The 22,457-nt window shown below is 61.6% G+C and carries 22 protein-coding genes, 1 tRNA gene and 1 pseudogene; 13 read left to right on the forward strand and 11 right to left on the reverse strand.

The window, feature by feature from the left end:
• Position 1 precedes the first annotated feature (1 nt).
• Positions 2–1,246: an aminotransferase class I/II-fold pyridoxal phosphate-dependent enzyme gene (locus C7K55_RS07845; protein ID WP_241518254.1), complete on the forward strand. Its 1,245-nt coding sequence runs from the start codon at positions 2–4 to the stop codon at positions 1,244–1,246.
• Here C7K55_RS07845 and C7K55_RS07850 read toward each other — a convergent pair.
• From C7K55_RS07850 to C7K55_RS07870, 5 genes are read right to left on the reverse strand one after another with little or no spacing between them, the layout of a single operon-like run.
• Complete coding sequence (locus C7K55_RS07850; protein WP_106502854.1) at positions 1,221–1,985, reverse strand: class I SAM-dependent methyltransferase; 765 nt, start codon at positions 1,983–1,985, stop codon at positions 1,221–1,223. The two genes, C7K55_RS07845 and C7K55_RS07850, sit on opposite strands and share 26 nt — an antisense overlap.
• On the reverse strand, positions 1,982–2,569 hold the full coding sequence (locus C7K55_RS07855) for a DUF938 domain-containing protein (protein ID WP_106502855.1): 588 nt from the start codon (positions 2,567–2,569) through the stop codon (positions 1,982–1,984). Before C7K55_RS07855 ends, C7K55_RS07850 begins: the two co-directional genes overlap by 4 nt.
• Positions 2,570–2,576: 7 nt before the next feature.
• Positions 2,577–3,392 carry a tryptophan synthase subunit alpha gene (gene trpA / locus C7K55_RS07860; RefSeq protein ID WP_106502856.1) on the reverse strand — a complete coding sequence of 272 codons (816 nt, stop codon included), beginning with the start codon at positions 3,390–3,392 and terminating at the stop codon, positions 2,577–2,579.
• A 41-nt stretch (positions 3,393–3,433) separates the two neighbouring features.
• A complete protein-coding gene (locus C7K55_RS07865) occupies positions 3,434–3,775 on the reverse strand; it encodes a DUF3007 family protein (protein WP_106502857.1) in 342 nt (113 codons plus the stop codon).
• The gene (locus C7K55_RS07870; protein WP_106502858.1) at positions 3,772–4,029 is read right to left on the reverse strand and encodes an NAD(P)H-quinone oxidoreductase subunit L; all 258 of its coding nucleotides are present in this window, start codon (positions 4,027–4,029) and stop codon (positions 3,772–3,774) included. The genes C7K55_RS07865 and C7K55_RS07870 overlap by 4 nt, the downstream gene beginning before the upstream one ends.
• 41 nt (positions 4,030–4,070) lie before the next feature.
• Between C7K55_RS07870 and C7K55_RS07875 the strand changes: the two genes are divergently transcribed.
• Positions 4,071–4,154: transfer RNA gene (locus C7K55_RS07875), tRNA-Leu, on the forward strand.
• A 41-nt stretch (positions 4,155–4,195) separates the two neighbouring features.
• Positions 4,196–5,293, forward strand: coding sequence for a calcium:cation antiporter (locus C7K55_RS07880; RefSeq protein WP_241518255.1), 1,098 nt, complete (start codon positions 4,196–4,198; stop codon positions 5,291–5,293).
• Positions 5,294–5,660: 367 nt separating this feature from the next.
• Here the strand turns inward: C7K55_RS07880 and C7K55_RS07885 are convergent, their stop codons facing one another.
• Together C7K55_RS07885 and C7K55_RS07890 are read right to left on the reverse strand one after the other, a co-directional pair.
• The gene (locus tag C7K55_RS07885) at positions 5,661–6,083 is read right to left on the reverse strand and encodes a hypothetical protein (RefSeq protein ID WP_106502860.1); all 423 of its coding nucleotides are present in this window, start codon (positions 6,081–6,083) and stop codon (positions 5,661–5,663) included.
• Positions 6,080–6,379, reverse strand: a complete 300-nt coding sequence (locus C7K55_RS07890) for a Nif11-like leader peptide family natural product precursor (RefSeq protein ID WP_241518256.1) — start codon at positions 6,377–6,379, stop codon at positions 6,080–6,082. Before C7K55_RS07890 ends, C7K55_RS07885 begins: the two co-directional genes overlap by 4 nt.
• 143 nt (positions 6,380–6,522) lie before the next feature.
• Here C7K55_RS07890 and C7K55_RS07895 point away from each other — a divergent pair, with 143 nt between their 5' ends.
• Positions 6,523–6,894: a hypothetical protein gene (locus tag C7K55_RS07895; RefSeq protein ID WP_277621539.1), complete on the forward strand. Its 372-nt coding sequence runs from the start codon at positions 6,523–6,525 to the stop codon at positions 6,892–6,894.
• 2 nt (positions 6,895–6,896) lie between these two features.
• On the forward strand, positions 6,897–8,186 hold the full coding sequence (locus C7K55_RS07900; protein ID WP_106502861.1) for an MFS transporter: 1,290 nt from the start codon (positions 6,897–6,899) through the stop codon (positions 8,184–8,186).
• Here C7K55_RS07900 and C7K55_RS07905 read toward each other — a convergent pair.
• Entirely contained in the window at positions 8,179–8,718 is a 540-nt protein-coding gene (locus tag C7K55_RS07905) for a YqhA family protein (protein ID WP_106502862.1), read from the reverse strand. The two genes, C7K55_RS07900 and C7K55_RS07905, sit on opposite strands and share 8 nt — an antisense overlap.
• A gap of 71 nt (positions 8,719–8,789) precedes the next feature.
• Here C7K55_RS07905 and C7K55_RS07910 point away from each other — a divergent pair, with 71 nt between their 5' ends.
• From C7K55_RS07910 to C7K55_RS07935, 6 genes are read left to right on the forward strand one after another with little or no spacing between them, the layout of a single operon-like run.
• A complete protein-coding gene (locus C7K55_RS07910) occupies positions 8,790–9,851 on the forward strand; it encodes an amino acid ABC transporter substrate-binding protein (RefSeq protein ID WP_106502863.1) in 1,062 nt (353 codons plus the stop codon).
• 25 nt (positions 9,852–9,876) lie between these two features.
• Positions 9,877–10,839: an ABC transporter permease subunit gene (locus C7K55_RS07915; RefSeq protein WP_106502864.1), complete on the forward strand. Its 963-nt coding sequence runs from the start codon at positions 9,877–9,879 to the stop codon at positions 10,837–10,839.
• Position 10,840: 1 nt separating this feature from the next.
• A complete protein-coding gene (locus tag C7K55_RS07920) occupies positions 10,841–12,082 on the forward strand; it encodes an amino acid ABC transporter permease (protein WP_106502865.1) in 1,242 nt (413 codons plus the stop codon).
• Positions 12,079–12,825: an amino acid ABC transporter ATP-binding protein gene (locus C7K55_RS07925; RefSeq protein ID WP_106502866.1), complete on the forward strand. Its 747-nt coding sequence runs from the start codon at positions 12,079–12,081 to the stop codon at positions 12,823–12,825. Before C7K55_RS07920 ends, C7K55_RS07925 begins: the two co-directional genes overlap by 4 nt.
• A 38-nt stretch (positions 12,826–12,863) precedes the next feature.
• A complete protein-coding gene (locus C7K55_RS07930; RefSeq protein WP_106502867.1) occupies positions 12,864–15,650 on the forward strand; it encodes a cation-translocating P-type ATPase in 2,787 nt (928 codons plus the stop codon).
• The gene (locus C7K55_RS07935; protein WP_106502868.1) at positions 15,650–16,315 is read left to right on the forward strand and encodes a DedA family protein; all 666 of its coding nucleotides are present in this window, start codon (positions 15,650–15,652) and stop codon (positions 16,313–16,315) included. Before C7K55_RS07930 ends, C7K55_RS07935 begins: the two co-directional genes overlap by 1 nt.
• A gap of 31 nt (positions 16,316–16,346) precedes the next feature.
• Here the strand turns inward: C7K55_RS07935 and C7K55_RS07940 are convergent, their stop codons facing one another.
• Positions 16,347–18,167 carry an SLC13 family permease gene (locus C7K55_RS07940; RefSeq protein ID WP_106502869.1) on the reverse strand — a complete coding sequence of 607 codons (1,821 nt, stop codon included), beginning with the start codon at positions 18,165–18,167 and terminating at the stop codon, positions 16,347–16,349.
• Between the two features lie 174 nt (positions 18,168–18,341).
• Here C7K55_RS07940 and C7K55_RS07945 point away from each other — a divergent pair, with 174 nt between their 5' ends.
• Complete coding sequence (locus tag C7K55_RS07945; protein WP_106502870.1) at positions 18,342–19,382, forward strand: DUF475 domain-containing protein; 1,041 nt, start codon at positions 18,342–18,344, stop codon at positions 19,380–19,382.
• An 85-nt stretch (positions 19,383–19,467) separates the two neighbouring features.
• Here C7K55_RS07945 and C7K55_RS07950 read toward each other — a convergent pair whose 3' ends face one another.
• Positions 19,468–20,172: a potassium channel family protein gene (locus C7K55_RS07950; protein WP_106502871.1), complete on the reverse strand. Its 705-nt coding sequence runs from the start codon at positions 20,170–20,172 to the stop codon at positions 19,468–19,470.
• A 22-nt stretch (positions 20,173–20,194) separates the two neighbouring features.
• Positions 20,195–21,538 carry a TrkH family potassium uptake protein gene (locus tag C7K55_RS07955; RefSeq protein WP_241518258.1) on the reverse strand — a complete coding sequence of 448 codons (1,344 nt, stop codon included), beginning with the start codon at positions 21,536–21,538 and terminating at the stop codon, positions 20,195–20,197.
• Positions 21,539–21,647: 109 nt separating this feature from the next.
• On the opposite strand from C7K55_RS07955, the pseudogene C7K55_RS07960 reads away from it, so the two are divergent.
• Positions 21,648–22,275: pseudogene (locus C7K55_RS07960) on the forward strand (DedA family protein).
• Positions 22,276–22,457: the final 182 nt, after the last annotated feature.

Consider the following 22,457-nt stretch of genomic DNA (forward strand, 5'->3'; position numbering starts at 1 on the left):
TGTGAGCGATCCCGCTTACCCCCTACCGGGCCCAAGCCAGCGGTTGGCGAAGGTACTCAGCCCAATTATTCCTGAGCTGGCGGCCCTAGTGCACCAGACCCCCGGCACCCTGTCGCTGGCCCAGGGAATGGTGGGCTGGGATCCGCCACCGGGCGTAGCGCTTGCCGTGGCCGAGGCCCTGGCGACCGGGGGGCCAGCGCTGCACCGTTACGGGCCACTCCTGGGTGATCCAGAGCTGCTGGCGGTAATCACCGCCAAGCTCACCAACCAGAACGACCTCGATCTCATAGGGGCTGAGCTGCTGGTCACAGCCGGCAGCAACATGGCTTTCAACGCGGTAGCACAAGTGATCGCAGCGGGTCCCCCAGGGGAACCCAGCGAGGTGATCCTGCCTGTGCCCTTTTATTTCAACCACGTGATGGCGGTGCAGCTGGCCGGTGCGGTGCCAGTCCCGGTGCAGGCGGGCCTGATACCCGATCCGGAGCGGCTGGCGGCGGCAATCACCCCGCGCACCAGGGCCATCGTCACCGTGTCGCCAAATAACCCTAGTGGCGTGGTGATTCCGGCCCGGGTGTTGGCGGCAATCAACCAGCTCTGTGCGTTGCACGGCCTGTTTCACATCAGCGATGAGGCCTACGAGCAGTTCGTTTACGGCGAGGAGCCCCACTGGAGCGCCGGTTCCCTGCCGGGCAGCGCCGCCCACACCGTGTCGCTGCACTCGCTCTCGAAGGCCTATGGCCTGGCGGGCTGGCGGTTGGGCTACATGGCCGTACCGCAGGCGCTGCTGCCTTCCTTGTTGAAGGTGCAGGACACGGTGCTGATCTGTCCGCCCCGACTCACCCAGCACGCCGCCCGTGCCGCCTTAGCTGCCGGACCGGCCTGGTGCGCGCCCAGGATCGCAGCCCTGGCGAAGCTGCGCCTGCAGCTGCTGGCTGCCGTGGCAGAGCAGCAGGCCCAGGGCTTGCCGGTGCGCTTGCTGGCCCAGCCAGATGGGGCCTTCTACGCCCTGCTGCAAGTTGCTGTGCCGTTGTCGTTCGATGCGGACACGCTGATGCGGCGGCTGGTGCTCGAGCACCGGGTGGCGACCCTGAGCGGCGGCAGCTTCGGGCTGGATTCCAACGACGCTGGGCCGGTGTTGCGGCTCAGCTACGGCCTGCTCGACGCTGCGGATCTGGCTGAGGCCCTCGATCGGCTGTTCAGCGGCCTACGCCGCCTACTGGCTACAGCTGGCCCCAGCGACCAATAAAGGGCCAGCGCACCAGCAGGGCAGCCTGACCCATCTCGGGCCATAGGGACTCCAGCTCAGCCTGAAGGTTAGGGAGTGGATCGCTACCGGCCTCACGGCTGCGCTGCACCGCTGACCAGGTGCCGATATGGGCGATCAGTTCGGCCAGGGTCCAGTGGCGTTCGATCCATAGCCCCGCCGGAAACGGCCACTCCTCAGCTGGGAAGGCCAAACCGGCGTAGCTCTGCTCCACCCAGCGGCGCTCGGCGGGCCACCAGGGGGCCAGGGTGACGCTGTGGAACGTATCTAGTGCTGACTGGAGTCGTGGATCCGCCAAGCGGAACGGCAGGTAGCCAATCCAGGCCACTACAGCCCCCGATTTGCACACTCGCCGCACTTCGGTGTTGAAAGCATCGCCGGCAAACCAGTGCACTGCGGCCGCCACCAGCACCCCGTCGACGCTGGCGTTGTCCAGACCACTGCTGCATGCCTCAGCTAGCTGATAGCGGATCTGGGGGTGGGGGCGGGCGGCTGAGAGCTGGGCCGCACTGGCGTCTGTGGCAATCACCCGGGCACCGGCGGTTGCCAGGTCGATTGCGGCCTGGCCGCTGCCGCAGCCGCAGTCCCACACCAGGGGGTTGCTGGCCAGGTGGCCCAGGAAGGCCTCGAAGAAGGCTGCGGGGTAGGTGATCCGGTGGCGGGCGTAGGACGCGGCCACCGCGCTGAATAGCTTGGTTGCCTCGTTGGTTGCCTCGTTCATCGACGCTCTAGCACCAGCATTCGATTGTTGGCCGGCAGGGGCAGATCGGCTAGGAGCTCGAGACCGAGGTTTTGGGCTTGCTGCACCAGCTCAATGGCATCACGCACCCCCATGGCTGGATCGAGACTGCGCAGGTGCTGGTCGAAGGCGGCGTTGCTGGCGGCAGTGTGTATGCCGCCGTCGTGGAAGGGGCCATAGAGCAGCAGCAGCCCGCTAGGCCGCAACACCCGCGAGGCTCCGGCTAATAGATGGGTTACGGCCGCGGCCGACATGATGTGAGCCGTATTGGCACTGAATACAGCATCGAAGCTCTGGCATGGCCACTGCCCAGCGTCCGTGACATCCAGGGCTATGGCGGCTGGCAGCGTGGGGCTAAGGGCCTCCAGCTGGGCCTGCAGATCCGTGAGGCTCTCTTGGCGTTCACTGGGCTGCCAGCCGATCCCTGCGATCTGCTGGCAGAAGAAAGCTGCGTGCTGGCCGCTGCCTGAGCCGATCTCAAGTACTTGGGCGTGGGCCGGCAACCACTCTTTAAGCACAGCCAGGATCGGCCCTTTGTTGCGCTCGCAGGCGGGGGAAAACAGCATGAGGGGCTTAAGCGTCGAGCCCGGCCCGCAACTCGGCGCAGAAGCTCCCGGCCGCGGCGGCAACGTCGCCCTGCTGGCCATGGGCGGCCGCCATCACTTTCACTAGGGCACTACCCACAATTGCTCCATCGGCGCCCCAGTCGCGCACCTGACGGGCTTGCTCGGGGCCGGAAATGCCAAAGCCCACGGCGATTGGCGTATCTCCCATGGTCTTGAGTTGGCCCACCAGATCGCCCACCCGGGATTCAAGGTTTGTGCGCACCCCGGTCACGCCGGTGACGCTCACCAGGTAGGTGAAGCCGCGGCTGGCCTGATGGATTCTTCCCATGCGCTCGGCTGGTGTGGTGGGCGCCACTAGCAGCACCAGATCGAGGCCGGCAGCTGCTGCGATTACTGAGAGTTTCTCGGCCTCCTCAAGGGGTAGGTCGGGCACCACCAAGCCAGCGGCACCAGCGGCGGCGGCGGCGGCACAGAAGGCCTCCATGCCGCGGTTGAGCAAGGGGTTGCTGTAGGTGAACAGCACCACGGGCATGGTCAGTTCACCCTTGAGGGAGCTAAGCATCTCCAGCACCCCGGCTGGAGTGGTGCCAGCTTTCAGGGCTCGGCTGGCGGCGGCCTGGATCACCGGTCCATCGGCCAAGGGATCGCTGTAGGGAATGCCGAGCTCCACCAGGTCGGCGCCATTGGCCTGCAGGGCCAGCAGGCTGGCCCGGGTGTGGGTCAGATCCGGATCGCCCGCCATCAAAAACGGCATCAGGGCGCAACGTCCCTGTTGGCGAAGGGAGATGAAACGCTGCTGGATTTGGGTGGGGGAGGCAGACAAAGCAGCAGACACAGCAGCGATAAGGGCTTCGGCCAGTGAGCCTATGTCTCTCCCTGGGGAGCTTCTGGCAGCTGGCCCGTTTCGCGCAGGAGTCGCTCCTGCTCTTCGGGGCTGAGGGCGTCAAACTTGCGCTGCAGAGCCTCAGTGGTGAAGGCGTCGTAGGCCTCGCGGTATTGGCGCCGCTGCTGGATAAAGGTCATTTTGCCTGTGACCACCCGAAACAGGTAGCTGCCCGTCCAGGCGAGTACCAGCACCATCAGCAGGGCAGAGGCGGCGATACCAGCAGAAAAGCCCTCAAAGCCCCCGGCCTGAAAAATCCAATAACCGCCGCCGCCCAAGCCGAATACCCCTAGGGCCAGCAGCAGGGCCCGACCGTTGGTCATGAGAGCACGTTGCCCTGACCTGCCATGCGCAGGTTGATGAAGGGAGCAAACAAGATCAGACCAGGGAAAAACAGGAACACCAGCCCGTAGACCCCGAAGCGCTCGAGCTTGCCCATCACCGTCCAACGCTTGATCATCCAGGCGTAGAGCAGCAGGGGCACGGCCACTAGATAGGCGCCTCCGATCAGGGCATAGGCCACCAGCACCAGCAGTAGATCAGGCGAAACGGATTGAAGAAACCCGGGCAGCTGCACGGCAAACCTTCTTGTTGCCACCAATTTAGGATGGCCACGAAGGGGGCATGGCGGAATTGGTAGACGCAGCGGACTTAAAATCCGCAGACGGCAACGTTGTGGGGGTTCAAGTCCCCCTGCCCCCATTGATTTTGGTTGGATTTGCCCGGTGCTGATTCGAGAAGTTTTGAGTGGTCGCTGGAAGCTGCTGCTGCTGGTGAGTGCAGTGGCGATTGTGGTGCCGCCTGAGGCGGCGGGCCCTTTCAAGCTCCCCTATTTCCTGCTTTGCGGCCTCGCCCTGATCCCCCTGGCCCAGATCACAGCTGAGCTGGTCGATCGCCTTGTGCACCGCGTTGGTGAGCGGTTGGGAGGGCTGCTGAACGTCACCCTGGGCAATTTGCTTGAGCTGGTGATCGCCTTGACGGCCTTGAAAAGTGGCCTTTACGACCTGGTGGTGTTGAGCATTGCCGGTGCCGTGATCACCAACAGTCTGTTGGTGCTCGGAATCAGCACGATCGTGGCTGGGAGGCGGGAGTTGGTGGTGGATCTCAATCGCCACAGTCGTGGCCTGAGCACCCGCCAGTTGCTGATAAGTGTGATTTTGATGTCGGTCCCCTCGATCTTTTTCTGGGACTCGATGCACCCGATCACCGAGGGCAGCAAAGTATTTGATCTGTTTGCCGTCTACTCCCTGGTTGTAGCGGTGATTGTGATGCTGGCTTATCTGCTTTCCTACCTATATCAACTTGGTACCCATCGGCGGCTATTTGCTGTTGAGAGGGAGATCGCAGAAGCTAGTGCTACCAGCGAGTCCCAGTCGTCGCTGCTGGCAATTGTGGGGGTGCTGGTTTTGGTGGCCCTGGCCATTGCCGGGGTTTCGGAACACTTGGTGGCTGGGCTCGAAGAACTGGTCGAAGGCAGTGCGGTCACCCCCCTATTTGTAGGCATGTTGTTGTTGCCGTTGTTTTCTGCAATTCCAGAAGCTCTGGTCGCCTTTCGGGCGGCCAGTCGAGGTCGCATGGCCCTGGCGATGGCCAGCACCGTCGAATCCAGTGTCCAGTTGATGTTGTTCGTATTGCCCGTCCTGGTGCTGCTCGGACCGCTAATGGGGCGTTTCCTACACCTCACCTTCCCGCCCCAGGCCCTTGCCTGCCTTGGGGCCACCGCCTTTGCCGTGCACTGGGTGACGGAAGGGGATTCCCTGACCTGGTACCAGGGTTTGCTGCTGCTCAGCATTTATACGGCCCTATTCGTGGGTGCTTTGTTGCTCAAACCCATCATTTGAATTGCTCAAGCGAAGGGGTGCCTGCTCTCGGGCTATGATGGATGGGTCTGGCGGAAGCCGGCTAGCTCTAAGAGCTTGCGCAGGCCAGAACAAGCACCATGCATCCCCTGCGCTTCCTGGGGAAGGCCAATCAGTCTGCCAAGTCAGATCTGTTGGCCAAGTCAGCTCAGTCCAGTTTGATTGTTCTGCTTAGCGATTGCTCCGTGTGAATTCCCCATAGGGGAATGGCAATCCTTCGGTGCGAGATCCATATCGATTCACTTTTCCATGTTTATTGTTTCCCCGTCCCCATCCCGCTCAAGCCGCACCAGCTATCCCAGCTGCCCGCTGCACTCCCGTCCCCAAGGACGTCCCCCCTCCCAACCGCTCACTTGGGAGGAGTTGCTAGGCCAGCGCTGAGCAGGGCCGCAAAGTGGCTGCCCTCGTCTCCAGGGGTGTCGGAGGTGTTTAACAGCACATCCAGATGCTCGCCCCAGCGCAGCGTCAACTCATGCAGTACGGCGTCTTGGTCAGAACCAGCCAGCCAGCTGGTGTTGAGAAATACCGTTTGGCTGCTTTCTGAAAAATGGCTGCGGGCCCCGGGCAATTCGTCGTCTGCCATCAACTCCACCGTTGGCAGACCACTGAAATCGCCCTGGGCTAAGGCCTCAGCCAAAGCGGTCAGAGCCAAAGGCTCCTTACCCAATCCCAGGGCATGGACAGCGGCGCTCACAAGTTCGCCGTTCTGGGCCCATGCCTGGACCTGCTGCTGCCAGAGACCAAGCAGAGCTTGGCGTTTGGTTGCGGTCATGGGGCCTGCAGGCGCTGCCGCTGCAGGTAGACACGAATCAACTTTTCGTCCATCAGCCCCTGGCGCGCCAGAGGCGCTTCATTGCAGCGCTCGAACAGTCCCAGCAATGTGGAGGCCTGGAAGTTGAAGCCCTGATCGGCGGCTATGGCCACCACATCGGGAGCTGATATCACATCGTTAAGCAGGTCTCGCAGGGCACCATCCTGCTGAATCTGGCCCAGAAAGCTAAAGAGGCTTTCGAGCTCATCGGACTGGGCCGAGGCAGCTGCGGCAATTGTGACGTCCGGATCAATCACTCGAAATGTCTGCCTAAGTTCTAGAGAAATCGTAGGTCGCAGTCCCCGGCTTGGCCCCTGTCGGCGGCTGGACCGTACAGAATCCCAATATCGATTCTTCGGCAGCCCTCACCGAGGCCACTTTGGCCAGTGGCGAGTTGTTTGTGAGCGGGTGGCTCCTCTGCCTTGCTCTGTTGTTGAGTACTAACCAGATTGTGATCGCCCCCACAGTGGTGTCTCTAGGCACCATCGTGCCAGGGGTATTTGAGAGTTTGATCTCCACGATTCAAGACTGCGGCGATATCGCCATCAGCAAAATTCTGGGTAAAAATATTTTTAACGTCTTGGTGGTGGTCGGTCTTTGCGGTGTGGCCTCTGCTGGCGAGGGCCTCATGGTGGTTCCGTTAATAGTTAACCGCGATTTCCCGATTACGATGATCATTGTCCTAGCCCGGCTCGGTGGGCGTTGGGTGCCCCTGGATCGGATCCTCGAAGGGTGGGAGAGCAGCCAACTCGATTCAAGTAACGGTCTCTGACAATGGATCTCACACCGCAGCAGCGGCGCGCCGCCACCCTGGCCGCCCTGCTGGGCAATGCCCTCGAGTGGTTCGACTTTGCCGTTTACGGCTATGTAGCCACCCCCCTCGGCCATGCCTTTTTCCCGGCCGAGGATCCGGGCCTGCAGGCATTGGCCGCCTTCGGCGTGTTTGCGGTGGGTTACCTGATGCGGCCCGTGGGCAGCCTGGTGCTCGGCCCAATCGGCGACCTGCTTGGCCGCCGCAACATGCTCAGCCTCAGCATCGTGCTGATGGGCGCCGCCAGCCTGTTGATTGCCCTGTTGCCGACTCATGCCCAGTGGGGTGCGGGGGCTGGGCTGGCTCTGCTGGGCCTACGCATGGTGCAAGGGTTTTCGGTGGGTGGTGAATTCACCGGTTCGATGACCTACGCCACCGAAGCGGCCCCCCCTGGTCAGCAGGGCTTGCTGGCCAGCCTGGCTACCGCCGGTGGCCTGGTGGGGTTCAGCCTGGGATCCCTCACCGTGGCCTTGCTGGCCCGCTCCCTCGGCGATGCCGCCATGGATGCCTGGGGCTGGCGGCTCCCCTTCGCCCTGGGTGGGCTGGTGGCTTTCCTGGGCCTGTGGATGCGGCGGCGCATGCCAGAAACCTTGGAGCCCCATCACAGCGATCCGCAACCTGCTGGTGCGGTTGGCTTGCTGCGGGCGATGGGGGGGCGGCTGGCCGAGGTGCGTCAGCAGGGTCCGCTGGTGCTGCGCATCATTGCGTTGGTTTCCTTCGCCAACGTCGTCTTTTATGTGCTGTTTGTCTACCTGGTCGACTACAGCGCTCACCAGCCCGGCTCAAGCTTGGCCCAGGCCAATAGCACCTCTACCGTGATACAGACCATTGGCCTGCCCGTGGTGCTGCTGGGCGGCGTGCTGGCGGATCGCTGGGGTAAGTTGCAGGTCAACCGGCTCGGCACACTTCTGCTGGCCCTAGTTACTCCGATCGCCTTGCCTGTGGTGCAGTTGGCCGGCCCCAGCGGCCTAGTTATGGGTCAGCTGCTCGGGGTGTTGCCCGTGATGATGTCCATGGGCGGGCAGGGGGTGCTGGCGGTGGAGTGGGTGCCAGTGCGACAGCGCTGCACAGTTTTTTCGATCGCCTACAGCCTGGCTATGGCCCTATTTGCTGGCACCGCTCCAGTGGTGTGCAGCTGGCTGCTGGAGGAGCAGGGCTGGCAGTGGGGGCCGGCCCTCTATTGCTGTCTGTTTGCCCTGCCGGCTTGGTGGGCGCTGAAGGGCCAAGGATCAAGGACCAAGGCCCTCACCTAGGCGTGGGGGGCTTTTTGCCGCCAGCCACCAGCCAGGCGCTCAGGGCCAACAACAACACGCTGCCGCTGAATACCAGCAGGTTGGTGGTGCTATGGATTGGGAAGACCAACATGGCCTTGAAGGCCGACACTATCAACGCCACTACGATCACCTTTACCAACTTTTCCTTGAGGTCATCGAGGCTGCGAATGTCGAGCAGGCCGCTGCCGCCGTCTTTGCCGTCCTCGTGCGCCGCTTCAATGTTGGAGATCAGCAGCTCATACACCCCGTAGCCAAAGATCATCAGGGCGATGCCGATCAAGTAAAGGTCGACTCCTCCCACCAACTTGCCCAGCTGCAGGGCGATTGCGTAACTGGTGTCGCCTGAGCCTTTGAGCAGCGCTTTCAGGGCCCCAAGCACCTCCAAGGTGCCGGCAAGGTATGCGGCTGCAGCACTGAGCAGGCTCATCACCACCGGCACAATCGCGATCAGCCGGAAGCGCCACAGCCAACGCTCAAATATCCACTCGAGGCGTTGTTGACGGTTAGCCATAGCTCTGATCAATAGCATTAATGGCGCCACCCTACCCTTGATGTAACACTGGTCCGACAGCGGAATTATCCATGGTCCAGCTTCACCGGTTCACTGCCGCCGTACCCCTGATCGCGTCCCTGGCCCTGGTGGGCTGCGCCAGTGATGGGGGTGGAGTTCAAAGCCAGAAAATGGCCGCAATTAAGGCTCGGGGTAGCTTGATCTGTGGTGTGGACGGCAAGCTGCCGGGTTTCAGTTTTGTGAGTCCTGACGGCAGCTACAGCGGCCTGGACGTAGACATTTGTAAGGCAACAGCGGCTGCGGTTTTATCGGATCCTGCCAAGGTCACTTACCGCGACCTCAGTGCCACCGAACGCTTTGCGGCTCTGAGCAGCGGTGAAGTTGACCTACTTTCCCGCAACACCACCATGACCCTCAGTCGCGATGCGCCTGGCGGTAATGCTCTCGCCTTTGCCCCCACCACCTTCTTTGATGGCCAGGCCGTGATGGTGCCCGCCACCAGCGGCATTCGATCCCTTAAGGACGTTGCCGGCAAGCCGATCTGCGTGGAGACCGGAACGGCATCAGAACTCAACCTGGCCGACCGTATGCGGGAGCTCAATGCCACCTACACCCCACTCAAATTTCAGTCGGGAGATCAGACCTACGCGGCCTATCTGCAGGGCCGCTGCGTTGCCGTCACCACCGATCGCTCCCAGCTAGCAGCAAAGCGAACCGGTTTCCCGAAGCCCTCTGAACACATCCTGCTTCCAGATGTATTGAGCAAGGAGCCCCTCAACCCTGCCACTGTTAATGCCGATCCGGCCTGGGCTGATGCCGTGCGCTGGGTCGTTTACAGCCTCATTCAGGCTGAGGAGATGGGCATCACTGCCGCCAACATCGACGCAAAGGTGGCTGAGGCCAAAGCAAACAAAAACCTTGCCCAGCTTCGCCGCTTTTTTGGAGTGGAGGGCGATCTTGGCAAGCAGCTGGGGTTGCCTGCCGATTTCGTGGTTCGGACCGTGAAGGCTGTGGGTAACTACGGCGAGGTGTTCGAGCGCAATGTGGGCACGGGATCGCCCCTCAAGCTGGAGCGAGGTGTGAATCAGCAATGGCGTCAAGGGGGCTTGATGTATTCGCCTCCCTTCCTGTGAGTTCCGTTAGCGCCGGCACACTGCCATGACGAGCCGATCTGAAGTCACCCCCTGGTGGCGCAACCGCCGCTACCTACCCTGGCTTGTTCAGGGGGCGGTGGCTCTGGTAATTGGGGTGGTGGTGGCATTTCTGCTCACCAACCTGCTGCTCAACCTCACCGCCCGGGGCCTGCTGCTCAGCTGGAGCTGGCTGGGGCAACCAGCGGGATTTGATCTGGCTGAAACAATCCTGCCGTTTGATGCCAGCCTTCCCTACTGGCGAGCCATGCTGGCGGGATTGGTCAACACCCTGCGGGTAGTGATCGCAGGCTTGGTGGGTGCGACTGTCCTCGGCACCCTTATAGGCACTGCTTCTTTCAGCAGCAATGGGCTGCTGCGCAGACTGGCTCGGGTGTATGTGGAGGTGATTCGCAATATTCCCCTGCTGCTGCAACTGATCTTTTGGTATTTCGTAGTTTTTTTGGCCTTGCCGAATGGCCGTGACGCTCTGCAACTGCCGGGGCTAGTGCTCGCTAAATCAGGACTGTTTTTAGGCTCCCCCGAATTGGTAGATGGGGTTTGGCAGGCCCCTCTGCGCTTCACCGTTGAATTTGGGGCCCTGCTCACCGGGCTGGTGGTTTATACCGCTGCCTTTATCGCCGAGGTGGTGCGCGGCGGTATTGCCTCTGTGCCCAAGGGACAGTGGGAGGCAGCCACCTCATTGGGTTTTCCGCCCCTGCTGACCCTGCGGCGAATCGTTTTGCCCCAAGCCTTGCGCGTAATTGTGCCGGGGCTCAACAGCCAATACATTTCACTGGCCAAGAATTCCTCACTGGCAGTGGCCTGCGGTTTCACCGATCTCTATTCAGTTTCGGAAACGACCCTGAATCAAACCGGCCGTGCCATTGAGGTGATGTTGATCTTGTTGGGTTCTTATTTAGTGATCGACCTCGTGATTTCTGCCCTGATGAACGGGCTGAATGGCTTGGTGCAGCTGAGAGAACGCTGAAATGGCAAGTACAGCTCCTCTGGTGGTGCGAGCGAGTCCCTTGCGCAGATTGCAAAAGGAGCTCTTTGGCAGCCGACTCGATGGCTTGATTTCAATCGCCCTGCTGGCCGCCCTGCTGGCAGCGGCCTTGGGCTTTTTCCGCTGGGCCCTATTCCAGGCCCAATGGGCCGTGCTCAGTGCCAACAGCACCCTGTTTGCTGTAGGTCGCTATCCAGTGGAGCAGCAGTGGCGCCTATGGCTGCTCACTACCTTGCTGGCCCTGGCAACTGGGCTGAGTTGGGGTCTGTTGAGGGCTTTTCCCGGCTCCGGTGCTGTTCGTGCTCTTTGGCCCCGCAACGACCGCTGGGCCGCCGCAATCCTGGGGGTGCTCGCCCTCTGGCGGCCCATGGCCCTACAGCTAACCCTTGCCATCCAGGCGCGTTGGTGGGGGATTGCGGGTCTGTTGCTGCTGGCCCGCTGGGCGGCGGGGCGCTACGGGCCAGCCATTCCCCAGGCTTTCCGCCGGCTGATTCCCCTGCTTTGGCCCTTGCTTTACCTGGTGGGGATGGTGCTGATTAGTGGTGGCCTGGGTCTGGTCCAGGTGCCGCCTTCTGAGTGGGGTGGCTTGCTGCTCACGGTGTTGATGGCCACTTTTGCCATTCTGCTCTGCTTTCCCTTAGGGGTTCTGCTCGCCCTTGGTCGCCGTAGCGAGCTGCCGCTGCTGCGCTGGGGCTCGGTGATCTACATCGAGTTCATCCGCGGTGCACCACTTATTACCCTGCTGTTTCTGGGGCAGAACATCCTCGGCTTCCTCCTGCCAGGGGGGTTGGCTCCCGATCGGGTTTGGCGGGCTGCCTGGGTGCTCACCTTCTTTGCTGCTGCCTATGTGGCTGAGGCGGTGCGATCAGGTTTGGTAGCGGTGCCTGCGGGTCAGTTGGAGGCGGCCCGCTCCCTGGGCTTGTCGGTGCCTCTGGCTCTGGTGCATGTGGTTCTTCCCCAAGCCCTACGAGTTGCTCTGCCAGCCACGGTGGGCCAATTCATATCCCTGCTGCAAGACACCACCTTGCTCTCCTTGATCGGCCTGCTTGACCTACTCGGCACCGCCCGTACGGTGATGGCCAACCCAATGTTTCTTGGTAAGAACGCGGAGGTGTACTTAGTGCTCGCCATTTTGTTTTGGAGTTGTTGCGCGGCCCTTGGGCTGGGCAGTCGCGCCTTAGAAACTCGCCTTAATCCCCATTCCCCCTCTGCGCCCCAGGCATGATCAGCTCCCCCGCCCTGATGATCGAGGCCCGTGGGGTCGAGAAGTGGTATCCCAACGGCTTCCATGCCCTGCGGGGAGTTGATCTTTGCGTCCACCAGGGCGAGGTGGTCGTGATCATGGGTCCGTCGGGCTCAGGTAAGAGCACCTTCCTGCGCACCTTCAATGCCATGGAGGATTTTCAGAAGGGCTCAATCGTGGTGGATGGCATTGAAATCAGCGACGATTTGCGCCGCATAGATGCGATCCGCCGGGAGGTTGGCATGGTGTTCCAGCAGTTCAATTTGTTTCCCCACCTCACGGTGCTCGACAACCTCACCCTGGCGCCGGTGAAGGTGCGCAAGCGCCCTAAAGCTGAGGTGGAGCGCCAGGCCCTGGAGTTGTTGGAGCGGGTTGGGATCGCCGAGCAGGCCCACAAATTTCCAGGCCAGCTTTCCGGCGGTCAGCAGCAGCGGGTGGCGATTGCTCGCTCGCTTTGCATGGAGCCCCGCATCATGTTGTTTGACGAGCCCACCAGTGCCCTAGATCCCGAGATGGTGCAGGAGGTGCTGGCAGTTATGCAGGAGCTGGCCCGCGACGGCATGACCATGGTGGTGGTAAGCCATGAGGTGCGCTTTGCGCGTAAGGTTGCAAGCCGAGTGGTGCTTATGGCTGATGGCGAGGTGGTTGAGGTGGCGCCGCCGCAGCAGTTTTTTACTAACCCGCGCCATGAGCGCAGTAAGCAGTTCCTCAGCCAGATCAGCTGAGTCCTCCCTAATCATCTATTCCAACTACTTCTGATTTCATGACAACTCCCATGCCCCAGAACTGGCATGCCATCGATGGGCAATCCTGCCTGCAGGAGCTGCAGAGCGGGGAGGCTGGGCTGAGCACGGCAGAGGCAAGCCGGCGTCTGGCCGCTACTGGCCCCAACCGGCTTGAACTTGCAGCTGGTCGCAGCAACTTGTTGATCCTGTGGGACCAGTTCAGCAACGTGATGTTGATCATGTTGCTGGCGGTTGCTGCTGTTTCCGCCGGCGTGGCCTATGTGGAGCAGAAGTTCCCTAAGGATGCGATCGCGATTGTGGTGATCGTTGCTCTCAATGGCCTACTGGGCTATCTGCAGGAGAGCCGGGCCCAGAAGGCGCTGCTGGCACTGCGCGATATGTCCCAACCCCAGGTGCAGGTGCGCCGCGACGGCCAGTGGCAGAAGTTGTCGAGTGAGGAGCTGGTGCCGGGCGACCTGATCCGCCTCGAGGCCGGCGATCGGGTGCCGGCTGATGGGCGCCTACTCGAGACGGCTGATCTGGGAGTGAGAGAAGCCGCCCTCACTGGTGAGTCGGAGGCCGTGTTTAAGCGAGCCGAGCTGGTGCTGGATTCAGCCACACCGATGCTGGAGCGACAGAACTGCATGTTCCAGGGCACCGAGGTGGTGCGGGGAAGGGGGGTTGCGGTAGTGACCTCTACCGGCATGGCCACTGAGCTGGGTCAGATAGCCACCCTGATCAACACCGCTGGCGGCGAGAGCACCCCCCTGCAGGAGAGGCTCGATGGTCTAGCCAAGGTGCTGGTTGGCACAGCCCTGGCCCTGGTGGCAATTGTTGTGGGTCTTGGGTTGCTGCTGGGTCAAGACCCGTTCGACCTGCTCGAAGTTTCCCTGTCGATGGCGGTGGCGATTGTGCCCGAGGGCTTGCCGGCCGTGATCACCGTCACCCTGGCGATCGGCACCCAGCGCATGGTGCGGCGTGCTGCCCTGATTCGGCGTCTGCCGGCGGTGGAGGCTTTGGGCTCTGTCACCGTGATCTGCTCAGACAAAACCGGTACCCTCACCCAAAATCGCCAGGTTGTTCAGGAGCTGCGCTTCGGCAATCAATCGGTGCTGGTGGGTGGCCAGGGCTACGAGCCCACCGGCGAATTCACGACAGCGCTCCTGGCAGCACCTGAGGCTCCCTTGGCCGGGGCCCATCCTGGTTTGCAGAATCTGCTGCTGCAGGCCGGTGTGCTCTGCAGTGATGCCGAGTTGCGCCAAGGAGCAGAGGGGGCCTGGGAGGTGCTTGGCGACCCCACGGAAGGAGCCTTGGCCGTGGTGGCTGGTAAGGCTGGTTTCGACGATTTCGAGCTCAGGCAGCGCTATGCCCGCAAGGCCGAGATTCCTTTCAGCTCAGAGCGTCAGTTGATGGCGGTATGGGTGAATGATCCGGACGGCAGCCTCCAGGCTCCCCTCGGGGCAGCGGCAGAAGGCTCCAGTCAGCTGATGATCAGCAAGGGTGCCCCTGAAGTGATCCTGGCTAGCTGCAGCAGCTGGCTGGATGGTTCCGGGGTAGTGGCGCTCAGCCCCAATCAGCTCCAGTGGTGGATCGATCAAGCCCGCGACCTGGCGGCCTCGGGCTTGCGGGTGCTGGCCTTTGCCTGTGCTCCCCACCATTCCAGTCCGCAGCAAGACCTCTCGGGTTTGGTGTTGATTGGCCTGATGGCCCAGCTGGATCCGGCACGGCCCGAGGTCACTGAGGCGGTGGCGATCTGCCGCGGTGCTGGCATTCGGCCCGTGATGATCACCGGCGATCACCCGCTCACCGCCAGGGCCATTGGTTCAAAAATTGGTCTAACCACCCTCGATGGTGAGGTGGTGCTGGGGCGGGAACTGGAAGCTTGCAGTGATGAGGAGCTGCGCGCGGTGGTAGCTCGCTGCAGTGTCTATGCCCGGGTGCCGCCTGAGCAGAAGCTGCGCATCGTTAAGGCCCTGCAGGCCAATGGCCAAGTGGTAGCGATGACGGGAGATGGGGTCAACGACGCCCCGGCCCTTAAGCAAGCCCATATCGGTGTAGCCATGGGCATCACCGGCACGGAGGTGAGCAAGGAGGCATCCGACATGGTGCTGCTGGATGACAACTTCGCCACGATTGTTAGCGCGGTTGAGGAGGGGCGACTGGTGTACGCCAATATTCGCCGCTTCGTTAAATACATTTTGGGTAGCAATGTCGGCGAGTTGGTCACGATTTCGGCGGCTCCCCTGGTTGGACTGATTGGCGTTCCTCTAACTCCTTTGCAGATCCTTTGGATGAATCTGGTCACAGACGGGGTGCCTGCCCTAGCGCTGGCCCTCGAGCCGGCGGAGGCCGGCCTGATGGACCGGGACCCTGCTCGGCCGGGTGAATCGATCTTTGCCAGGGGCATTGGTCGCTACATCGTGCGAGTTGGTCTGGTGTTCGGCTTAATGACGATTGCCATGATGGTGTGGTTTTACCGCACCCAGGGCGTGGACGGCCCCTGGAAAACCATGGTGTTCACCACCTTGTGCCTGGCCCAAATGGGTCATGCCCTTTCGGCTCGCAGTGAGCGCCCCTTGTTGCAAGTGAACCCCTTCAGTAATCCCTGGCTGCTCTGGGCTGTGGTATTCACCAGTGGCCTCCAGTTGCTGCTGCTTTATGTTCCCTGGCTCTCCCGTTTCTTTGGTACAGAGCCCCTGGCCCTTGTCGATCTGATGGTGTGCGTTGGGGTGAGCCTGTTGTTCTTCACCTACCTCGAGGCTGAGAAGGTTTTCCGGCAGTGGTGGAACCGCCGCCGGGCTAACACCCCTGCCGCAATGGGTTGATGGCCGAGCTGTCCGCCTTGATGGAGAAGCTTCCCCAGCTTCTCCTGGCGGCGGTGGACACCAACCCGCTTCTGGGATATGGGGCAATTGCCCTGGTGATGTTGCTGGAAAATCTGGTGCCACCTATTCCTTCGGAGGTGGTGATGCCGCTGGCAGGCTTTCTGATCCAGCAGGGAAGGCTTCAGCTATTTCCTGTAGTGCTTGCAGGCCTGTTGGGCACGGTGCTGGGGGCTTGGTTTTGGTATGGAATCGGCCGTCTAATCAACGAGGAGCAGCTGGAGCAGTGGTTGGCAAACCATGGCCGCTGGTTTGGTTTGAGGCCTGCGGACCTGGCCCGCAGCCGCCGCTGGTTCAATCGCCACGGAGTAGCGGTGGTGTTTTGGGGGCGGATTATCCCCGGGGTCCGCACGTTGGTGTCGTTGCCAGCTGGCATCGAGATGATGCCCCAGCCTTTGTTTCTGATTTGGACTACGGCAGGCAGCCTGATTTGGATCCTGCTGCTAACCGTTGCCGGTCAGACCCTTGGGGCTGGTTACGCAGGTGTTGCAGCTGCTCTTAAACCATTTACCAGCGTTCTAGTTGGGATCCTTTTTGGGGCGGTAGTTGGGGGAATGCTGTGGCTGCTGTTGAGGTGGATTTGCAAGAAATTCCGCTGGCGTTCTTAATTGCTGAATCAAGTGTTCTATCTAGTTTTGCTTAGATCCCAAATTTGCGGCAGATCAGCCAGGGAACCACGATCGCCAGTCCGATGGTGAGTGGCGCCCCGTAGCGCGTCATGTCCAGAAAGCGATAGCGCCCAGGCCCGAACACCATCAGGTTGGTTTGGTATCCGATCGGGGTAAGGAAGCTCTGGCTGGCCGCGAAGGTAATGGCAAAGATGAACGCCATCGGTGGCAGCGAAAGCCCCTGGGCTATGGCGGTGGCGATTGGCATCAGCAATACAACGGTGGTGCCGTTGCTGAGGGCTTCGGTGAAGAGTTGGGCGATCACGAAGACCACGAACAGGACCCCGTAAGCCGACCACCCCTGAAGGCCATGCAGCAGATCCTGCGCCAGTGCCTCGGCCAGGCCGGTTTTCTGCATCGCTTCGCTGAAGCAGGAGAGCGAACCCAGCAGCAAGATCACGTCCCAACGGATGGATCGCTGCAGTTCCCCGGGTCGCAGGCAGCCGGTGGCCACCATCACCACCACTGCCAGAAGAACAGCGGCCATCAGGTTGAGCACTTTGAACAGAGGCAGGATGATCACCAGGGATGCCACCAGAACCGCTACCCATTTGCGGTTGGTGGTGGGCATGTCCTTTTCCAGTTCGTCCAGCAGCACCAGATCGTTGTTGGCCTGCAGGCCGCGAATGGCATCAAGGGGCGCCTGCAGTAGCAACACATCGCCGGCTTGAAGCACGACTTGACCGAGCAATTCACGCAGCACCTGATTGCCGCGACGTACCGCCAGCAGGGTGGCGTTGTAGCGCTGACGGAAGCGAAGGTCTCGCACGCTGGTGCCGGTAATGGTGGAGCCGTTCGGAAGAAGCACTTCCACCATGCGCATGCTGGTGACCGCGGGATGCTTCATTTCCTCAAGGGCCTCCTCTTGCTCCGCCGGCGGTGACAGCACCACCGTGCGCTCCTGCTGGAGACGCAGCAGGGTTTCCCGGTTGCAACGCAGCACAAGACGATCGCCTACCTGGAGGGTGCGGTCGGCCAAGGGGGCGCTGAAGACCTCGCTACCGCGCTGCAGTTCGAGCACGTCTACGTCGTAGCGGCGCTGCAGACGGCTGTTGTGCAGCGATTGGCCCGCCAGCTCGGAGCCCTCCGGCACCAGTACCTCGGTGAGATAGCCCTCCCGGGCGAGGGATCCCAGCAAATCGCCGTCGTCGAGGCCGCGATCCGGTAGGAGCCGGTCGGAAGCCCACAACATGTAGAGCCCCCCCAGCAGCCAGACGGGGATACCGATGGCTGTGAAGCTGAACAGCTCGAGGGGACCAAAGCCGAGTTGGCTACTCACATCGCTGGCCAGCAGGTTGGTGGAGGTGCCCAGCAGGGAGATGGTGCCGCCCAACACCGTCGCAAATGACAGCGGCAGCAATACCTTCGAAGGCGATACCCCTCGCCGGTGGCACCAGCCTTCCACCACTGGCAGCAGGGTCGCCACGATCGGGGTGTTGGGGATAAATCCGGAGATCGGCGCCACCACTGCCACCATCAGGGCAATCATTCGTTTTGGACTGCGGATGGCATCGCTGGCGATCAGGGCTCTCAGACGATCCAGGCCACCGCTGCGGAACAGGCCCGCCGACACGGCGAAGAGGCCCATCAAGGTGATCAGGGCTGGGCTGCCGAACCCCTGTACGGCCTCATCGGGCTTGAGCACTCGGAAGGTCACAAGCAGGGCTGCCGCCAGTAACCCAGTGACTTCAGGGGCTAGCCAGCCGGTCACGAACAGCAGGATCGCCAGGGCAAACACCGCCAGGGTGATGGCCCCAGAGGGCTCCATGGCGGCGGTAAGAAAAGCATTCATAAGGCACAACCCCTACACTCGAAAATATACATCGGTTACTAGATGGGATTTAGGGAGATTGAGGTTGGTTGGCCGGTCTCGGGCGTTTTGCTCGCTTTCAGGCCCCGACAATTGATGTCATCGGCCAGCCAGCGGGTCTATCAGGCTTCAAGCTCATAGGGTTTGGGTACATCCATGGGCCGCCTGCTGCGCTACGTGCGTTTCCCGCTGCTGTGCTGTGCCGTGGGCCTGGTGGCAGTTTTCGTCAGCCATGGTGGTCTGAGCCCTGCGGGTCTTGAGGCCACCTGGCTCACCCTGGTGCTGCTGGCGCTGGAGATCAGCCTCTCCTTTGATAACGCGGTGGTGAATGCGCGGGTGCTGGAGCACCTCACCCCAGGCCAGCAGCGTTTTTTTCTCAGTTGGGGTCTGGTGATCCCGGTGTTTGGAGTGCGTTTTCTGGGGCCTTTGCTGCTGGTGAGCCTGGCTGGGGGGATCGGTCTGGGGCAAGCCCTCGACGCGGCTCTGCATCACCCCGAGGAATACCACGCGCTATTGGAGTTGGCTGAACCGCGGATCCTCGCCTTCGGGGGGATGTTTCTGTTGATGGTGTTTCTGCGCTATTTCATCGATGAGGCCAAAACGCTGCACTGGGTGGAGGTGCTCGAGGTGCGTCTGAGCAGCGCCGGAAGGGTTCCCTCCCTGGAGGTCGCTCTGGGGTTGATCATTTTGATGGGTGTGGCCTTTGTCCTGCCTGGCAGTTTGCGCAGCGATGTTCTTTTTGCCGGTCTGATCGGCCTGGTGCTGCAGATCCTCAGCACTTCCCTGGCGGAATTCTTCGGCGGCGGAGATCCGGCGGCGGGAAGTATGGCTGCCAAGAGCGGTGTTGCCAGCCTGATCTACCTCGAGTTGCTTGATGCCTCCTTCAGCCTCGATGGCGCGATCGGCGCCTTTGCGATCACCACCGATCTGGCGCTGATCATCACGGGCCTGGGCCTAGGAGCGCTCTTTATTCGCTCGCTCACGGTGATGCTGAGCCGGGAGAAGGCCCTCGACCAGTTGATCTATCTGGAGCACGGAGCCCACTACGCCATCGGCGCGCTGGGGTTGTTGATGCTGGCCGGGATTCCCTTGGCCCAGCACAACGTTCATGTACCCGAATGGTGCGCCGGGCTTATAGGCATCGGCCTCCTCGTCGTAGCTTTCTGGGATTCCATGCGTCAGAGGCAGCGGGCCTGAGACCGCTCGCTCAGGCACTCACCACGTCATCTGGTGAATGCCATGGAGGGCAACTCTCCTGACTAGGCCAGGAGGATGCCGGTTTTCAGCTGCCCGGCAGTTTGGCCAAGGCTTCACTGGCGCCCATCACCACCAGTAGCTCGCCCGCCTCGAGCACGTGGGAGGCGGGCGGGTTCACCGTGAGCTGGTTGTCAGGCCCGGCGGCCAGCACGCTCACATTGAAGTTCTTGCGCAAATTGATCTCGCGCAATGACTGGCCAATGAAGGCTTCGGGCACCCGAATCTCCTCGATGCTGTTGCGGTCGTCGAGGCGCAGGCGCTCCAACATGTTTGGCCGCACCAGTTCTATTCCTAAGCGTTGACCCTGCATCTTTGAGGGAAAAACCACCCGATCGGCGCCCACCCGCTGCAGCATTTTCACGTGCAGATCACTGGTGGCCCGCGCGATTACCTGCTTTACCTGGCTGCCGGGGCTGTCCTTAACGATCAAAGCAGCGGTAACGCTGGCCTCGATCGGCTCTCTCATGGCTATCACCACGGTGGTCATGTCGAGCACGCCGGCGGCCCTCAGGGCTTCTTCGTCTGTGCAGTCCACAACCCGCGCCTCGATGGCTGGCTCGATTTGACGCAGCTCATCAATGGCCCGCTGGCTGAGATCGATCGCCAGCACTTCAGCTCCGGCCTTGATCAGTTCGCTGCATACGGCGGAACCAAAGCGCCCCACTCCGATCACAGCGAAGCCACCTTTGATGGCGCCTTCAGACGGATTCCAATGCCACCAGTTCGTCATGGAGTCAACCTGTTCAGGGGATTCAGATGTAGATCTCTTCGCGGGGATAGCCCACGCGGGGTTGGGGCCGGCTGCCGTAGATCGCCGAAAGGAGCAGCAGGATGCCCAGTCTGCCTACAAACATGCCCACCATCAGCACCAGCTGGCCCCAGCGGTTGAGCTGGGCGGTAACCCCCAGATCCAGGCCCACGGTGCCGAAGGCCGACATGCAGGTGAACAGCTTTTCGAGGAAGTTGAAGGTGGTGCGGGTGGGCTCCCCGGAGGTTGTTGGGCCAATCCCCAGCAGCAGGGCCATCAAAATCACGAAGATTGCTGATGCCATGACGACCCCCACGGCACGCAGCACCACGGTGTCAGGGATCTGGCGCCGATGGATCACCACCTCCTCGCGCCCTTGCAGGGTGGAGCGGGTAGCCCCCATCAAGGTGGCGAAGGTGGTGGTCTTGATGCCACCACCGGTGCCGCCCGGGCTGGCACCAATAAACATCAGCACGATCAGCAGCAGCAGGCCCGCATCCGAGAAGGTCTTAATTGAGAGCGGCACGGTGTTGAACCCTGCCGTGCGCGCCGAGATCGACTGGAACAGGGTGACTTGAATATCCTGCCACCACTGCAGATTTTCGATTACGCCACCGGCGGCGAATTGTTCGGTGAACATCAGTCCCAGGGCCCCAAACACGATTAACAAGGCCGTGCTGCGCAGCACCAGCCGGGTATGCAGGCTGAGCCGGCGCAGCCCTTGCAGGCGGGCGCGATTGGTCCAGAGGTCGTTGATCACCCGCCAGCCGATGCCGCCCACCACGATCATCGAGGCGATCACGCCATTCACCACCGGGTTGTCCCGGTAGCGCACCAGGTTGTCGCCCCAGAGGCCAAAGCCGGCGTTGTTGTAAGCGCTAATGCAGTGAAAAAGAGAAGCCCAGAAGCGCTCAAGCGGATTGGCGATGTCGGTGAAGCCAAAGGCGTAGAGCACCACCGTGCCGATCCCCATCACACAGAAGCCCGTGATCAGGATGCTGTTGAAGGTGGGGCCGATGCCGCCTACCCCGAATTCATCCAGGGCCCGGCCCTTGTCTAGCCGTTGGCGCAGCCCTGAATTTCCCTGCACGAAGCCCTGCAAAAAGGTGGTGATCGCCATTAGGCCAAGGCCGCCGGTGATGATCAATCCCGCCAGTGTCAGTTGGCCTAAGGGCGTCAGATCGCGGCTCACATCGATGATCGAAAGGCCAGTTACCGTGATTGCCGAGGTCACGGTGAACAGGGCTTGCCATAGCCCCACGTCATCGGTGGAGCAAAGCGGGCTTGCCAGCAGCACCGTGCCGACGGCGATCACCAGAGCACCGGTGACCACGGTGAATTGGGGCACCGTGAGGCGCTGGCGCCAGGTCTTAAGAGCGTTCCAGGGTGTGCTGGTCAGGCTGATGTTGCGTTGGTGATGCCTACCCTAGTCACAGTCCTGTGCCGGGATTTCACCATTGATTCAGCAGTTGATCGACGGGCTGCCAGACCTGATCAGCGCCGCGGTAGAGACCAACCCCCTGCTCGGTTATGGAGCGGTTGCTTTGGTGATGCTGCTGGAAAATCTCATTCCGCCCATTCCCTCAGAAGTTTTGATGCCCTACGCCGGCTATCTAGTGCATGCGGGCCGGCTGCAATTGCTCCCCACGGTGGCTGCCGGACTGGTGGGCACCGTGCTGGGGGCCTGGTTTTGGTATGGCATCGGCCGCTGGATAAATGAGGAGCGGATCGCTGGCTGGCTGGCTAGCCAGGAGCCGTCGCTGGTTCAACCGCCATGGTTCGGCGGTGGTGTTCTGGGGACGACTGATCCCAGGGGTGCGGACCCTGGTGTCCGTGCCGGCTGGCATTGAATTAATGCCCCAGGCGAAGTTTCTCGCCTGGACAACCGCGGGCAGCCTGATCTGGACCACCTTGCTCACCCTGGCGGGCAGGGAGATGGGCCAGGCCTACGGCCAGGTGGAGGGGCTGCTGGCCCCCTGGGCCGGAGGGATCAAGCTGGTGTTGGAGATTGCGCTCGTCTGTGGAGTGGTGGCTCTGCTGCGGGTGTGGCAGCTGCGCAGCCGGGCCGCTGGCAGTGAGAGTTAGGGCCAAAACTCCGATGGACCTGGCTAGTTGATCTTTTCTATTTGAGATTCCCTACTTAGTGGTGTGGACGTGGAGCTAACCATACCTGAAACCAGGGTGTGAAACACAGGCACTCCAGCCACCATCAACACAACCATAAGCGTTGAGAGATGGCGCCACTGGGAGGCAAGCTGATCAGATGA

The sequence above is a fragment of the Cyanobium usitatum str. Tous genome (genome assembly GCF_003011885.1).
Classification (GTDB): domain Bacteria; phylum Cyanobacteriota; class Cyanobacteriia; order PCC-6307; family Cyanobiaceae; genus Cyanobium_A; species Cyanobium_A usitatum.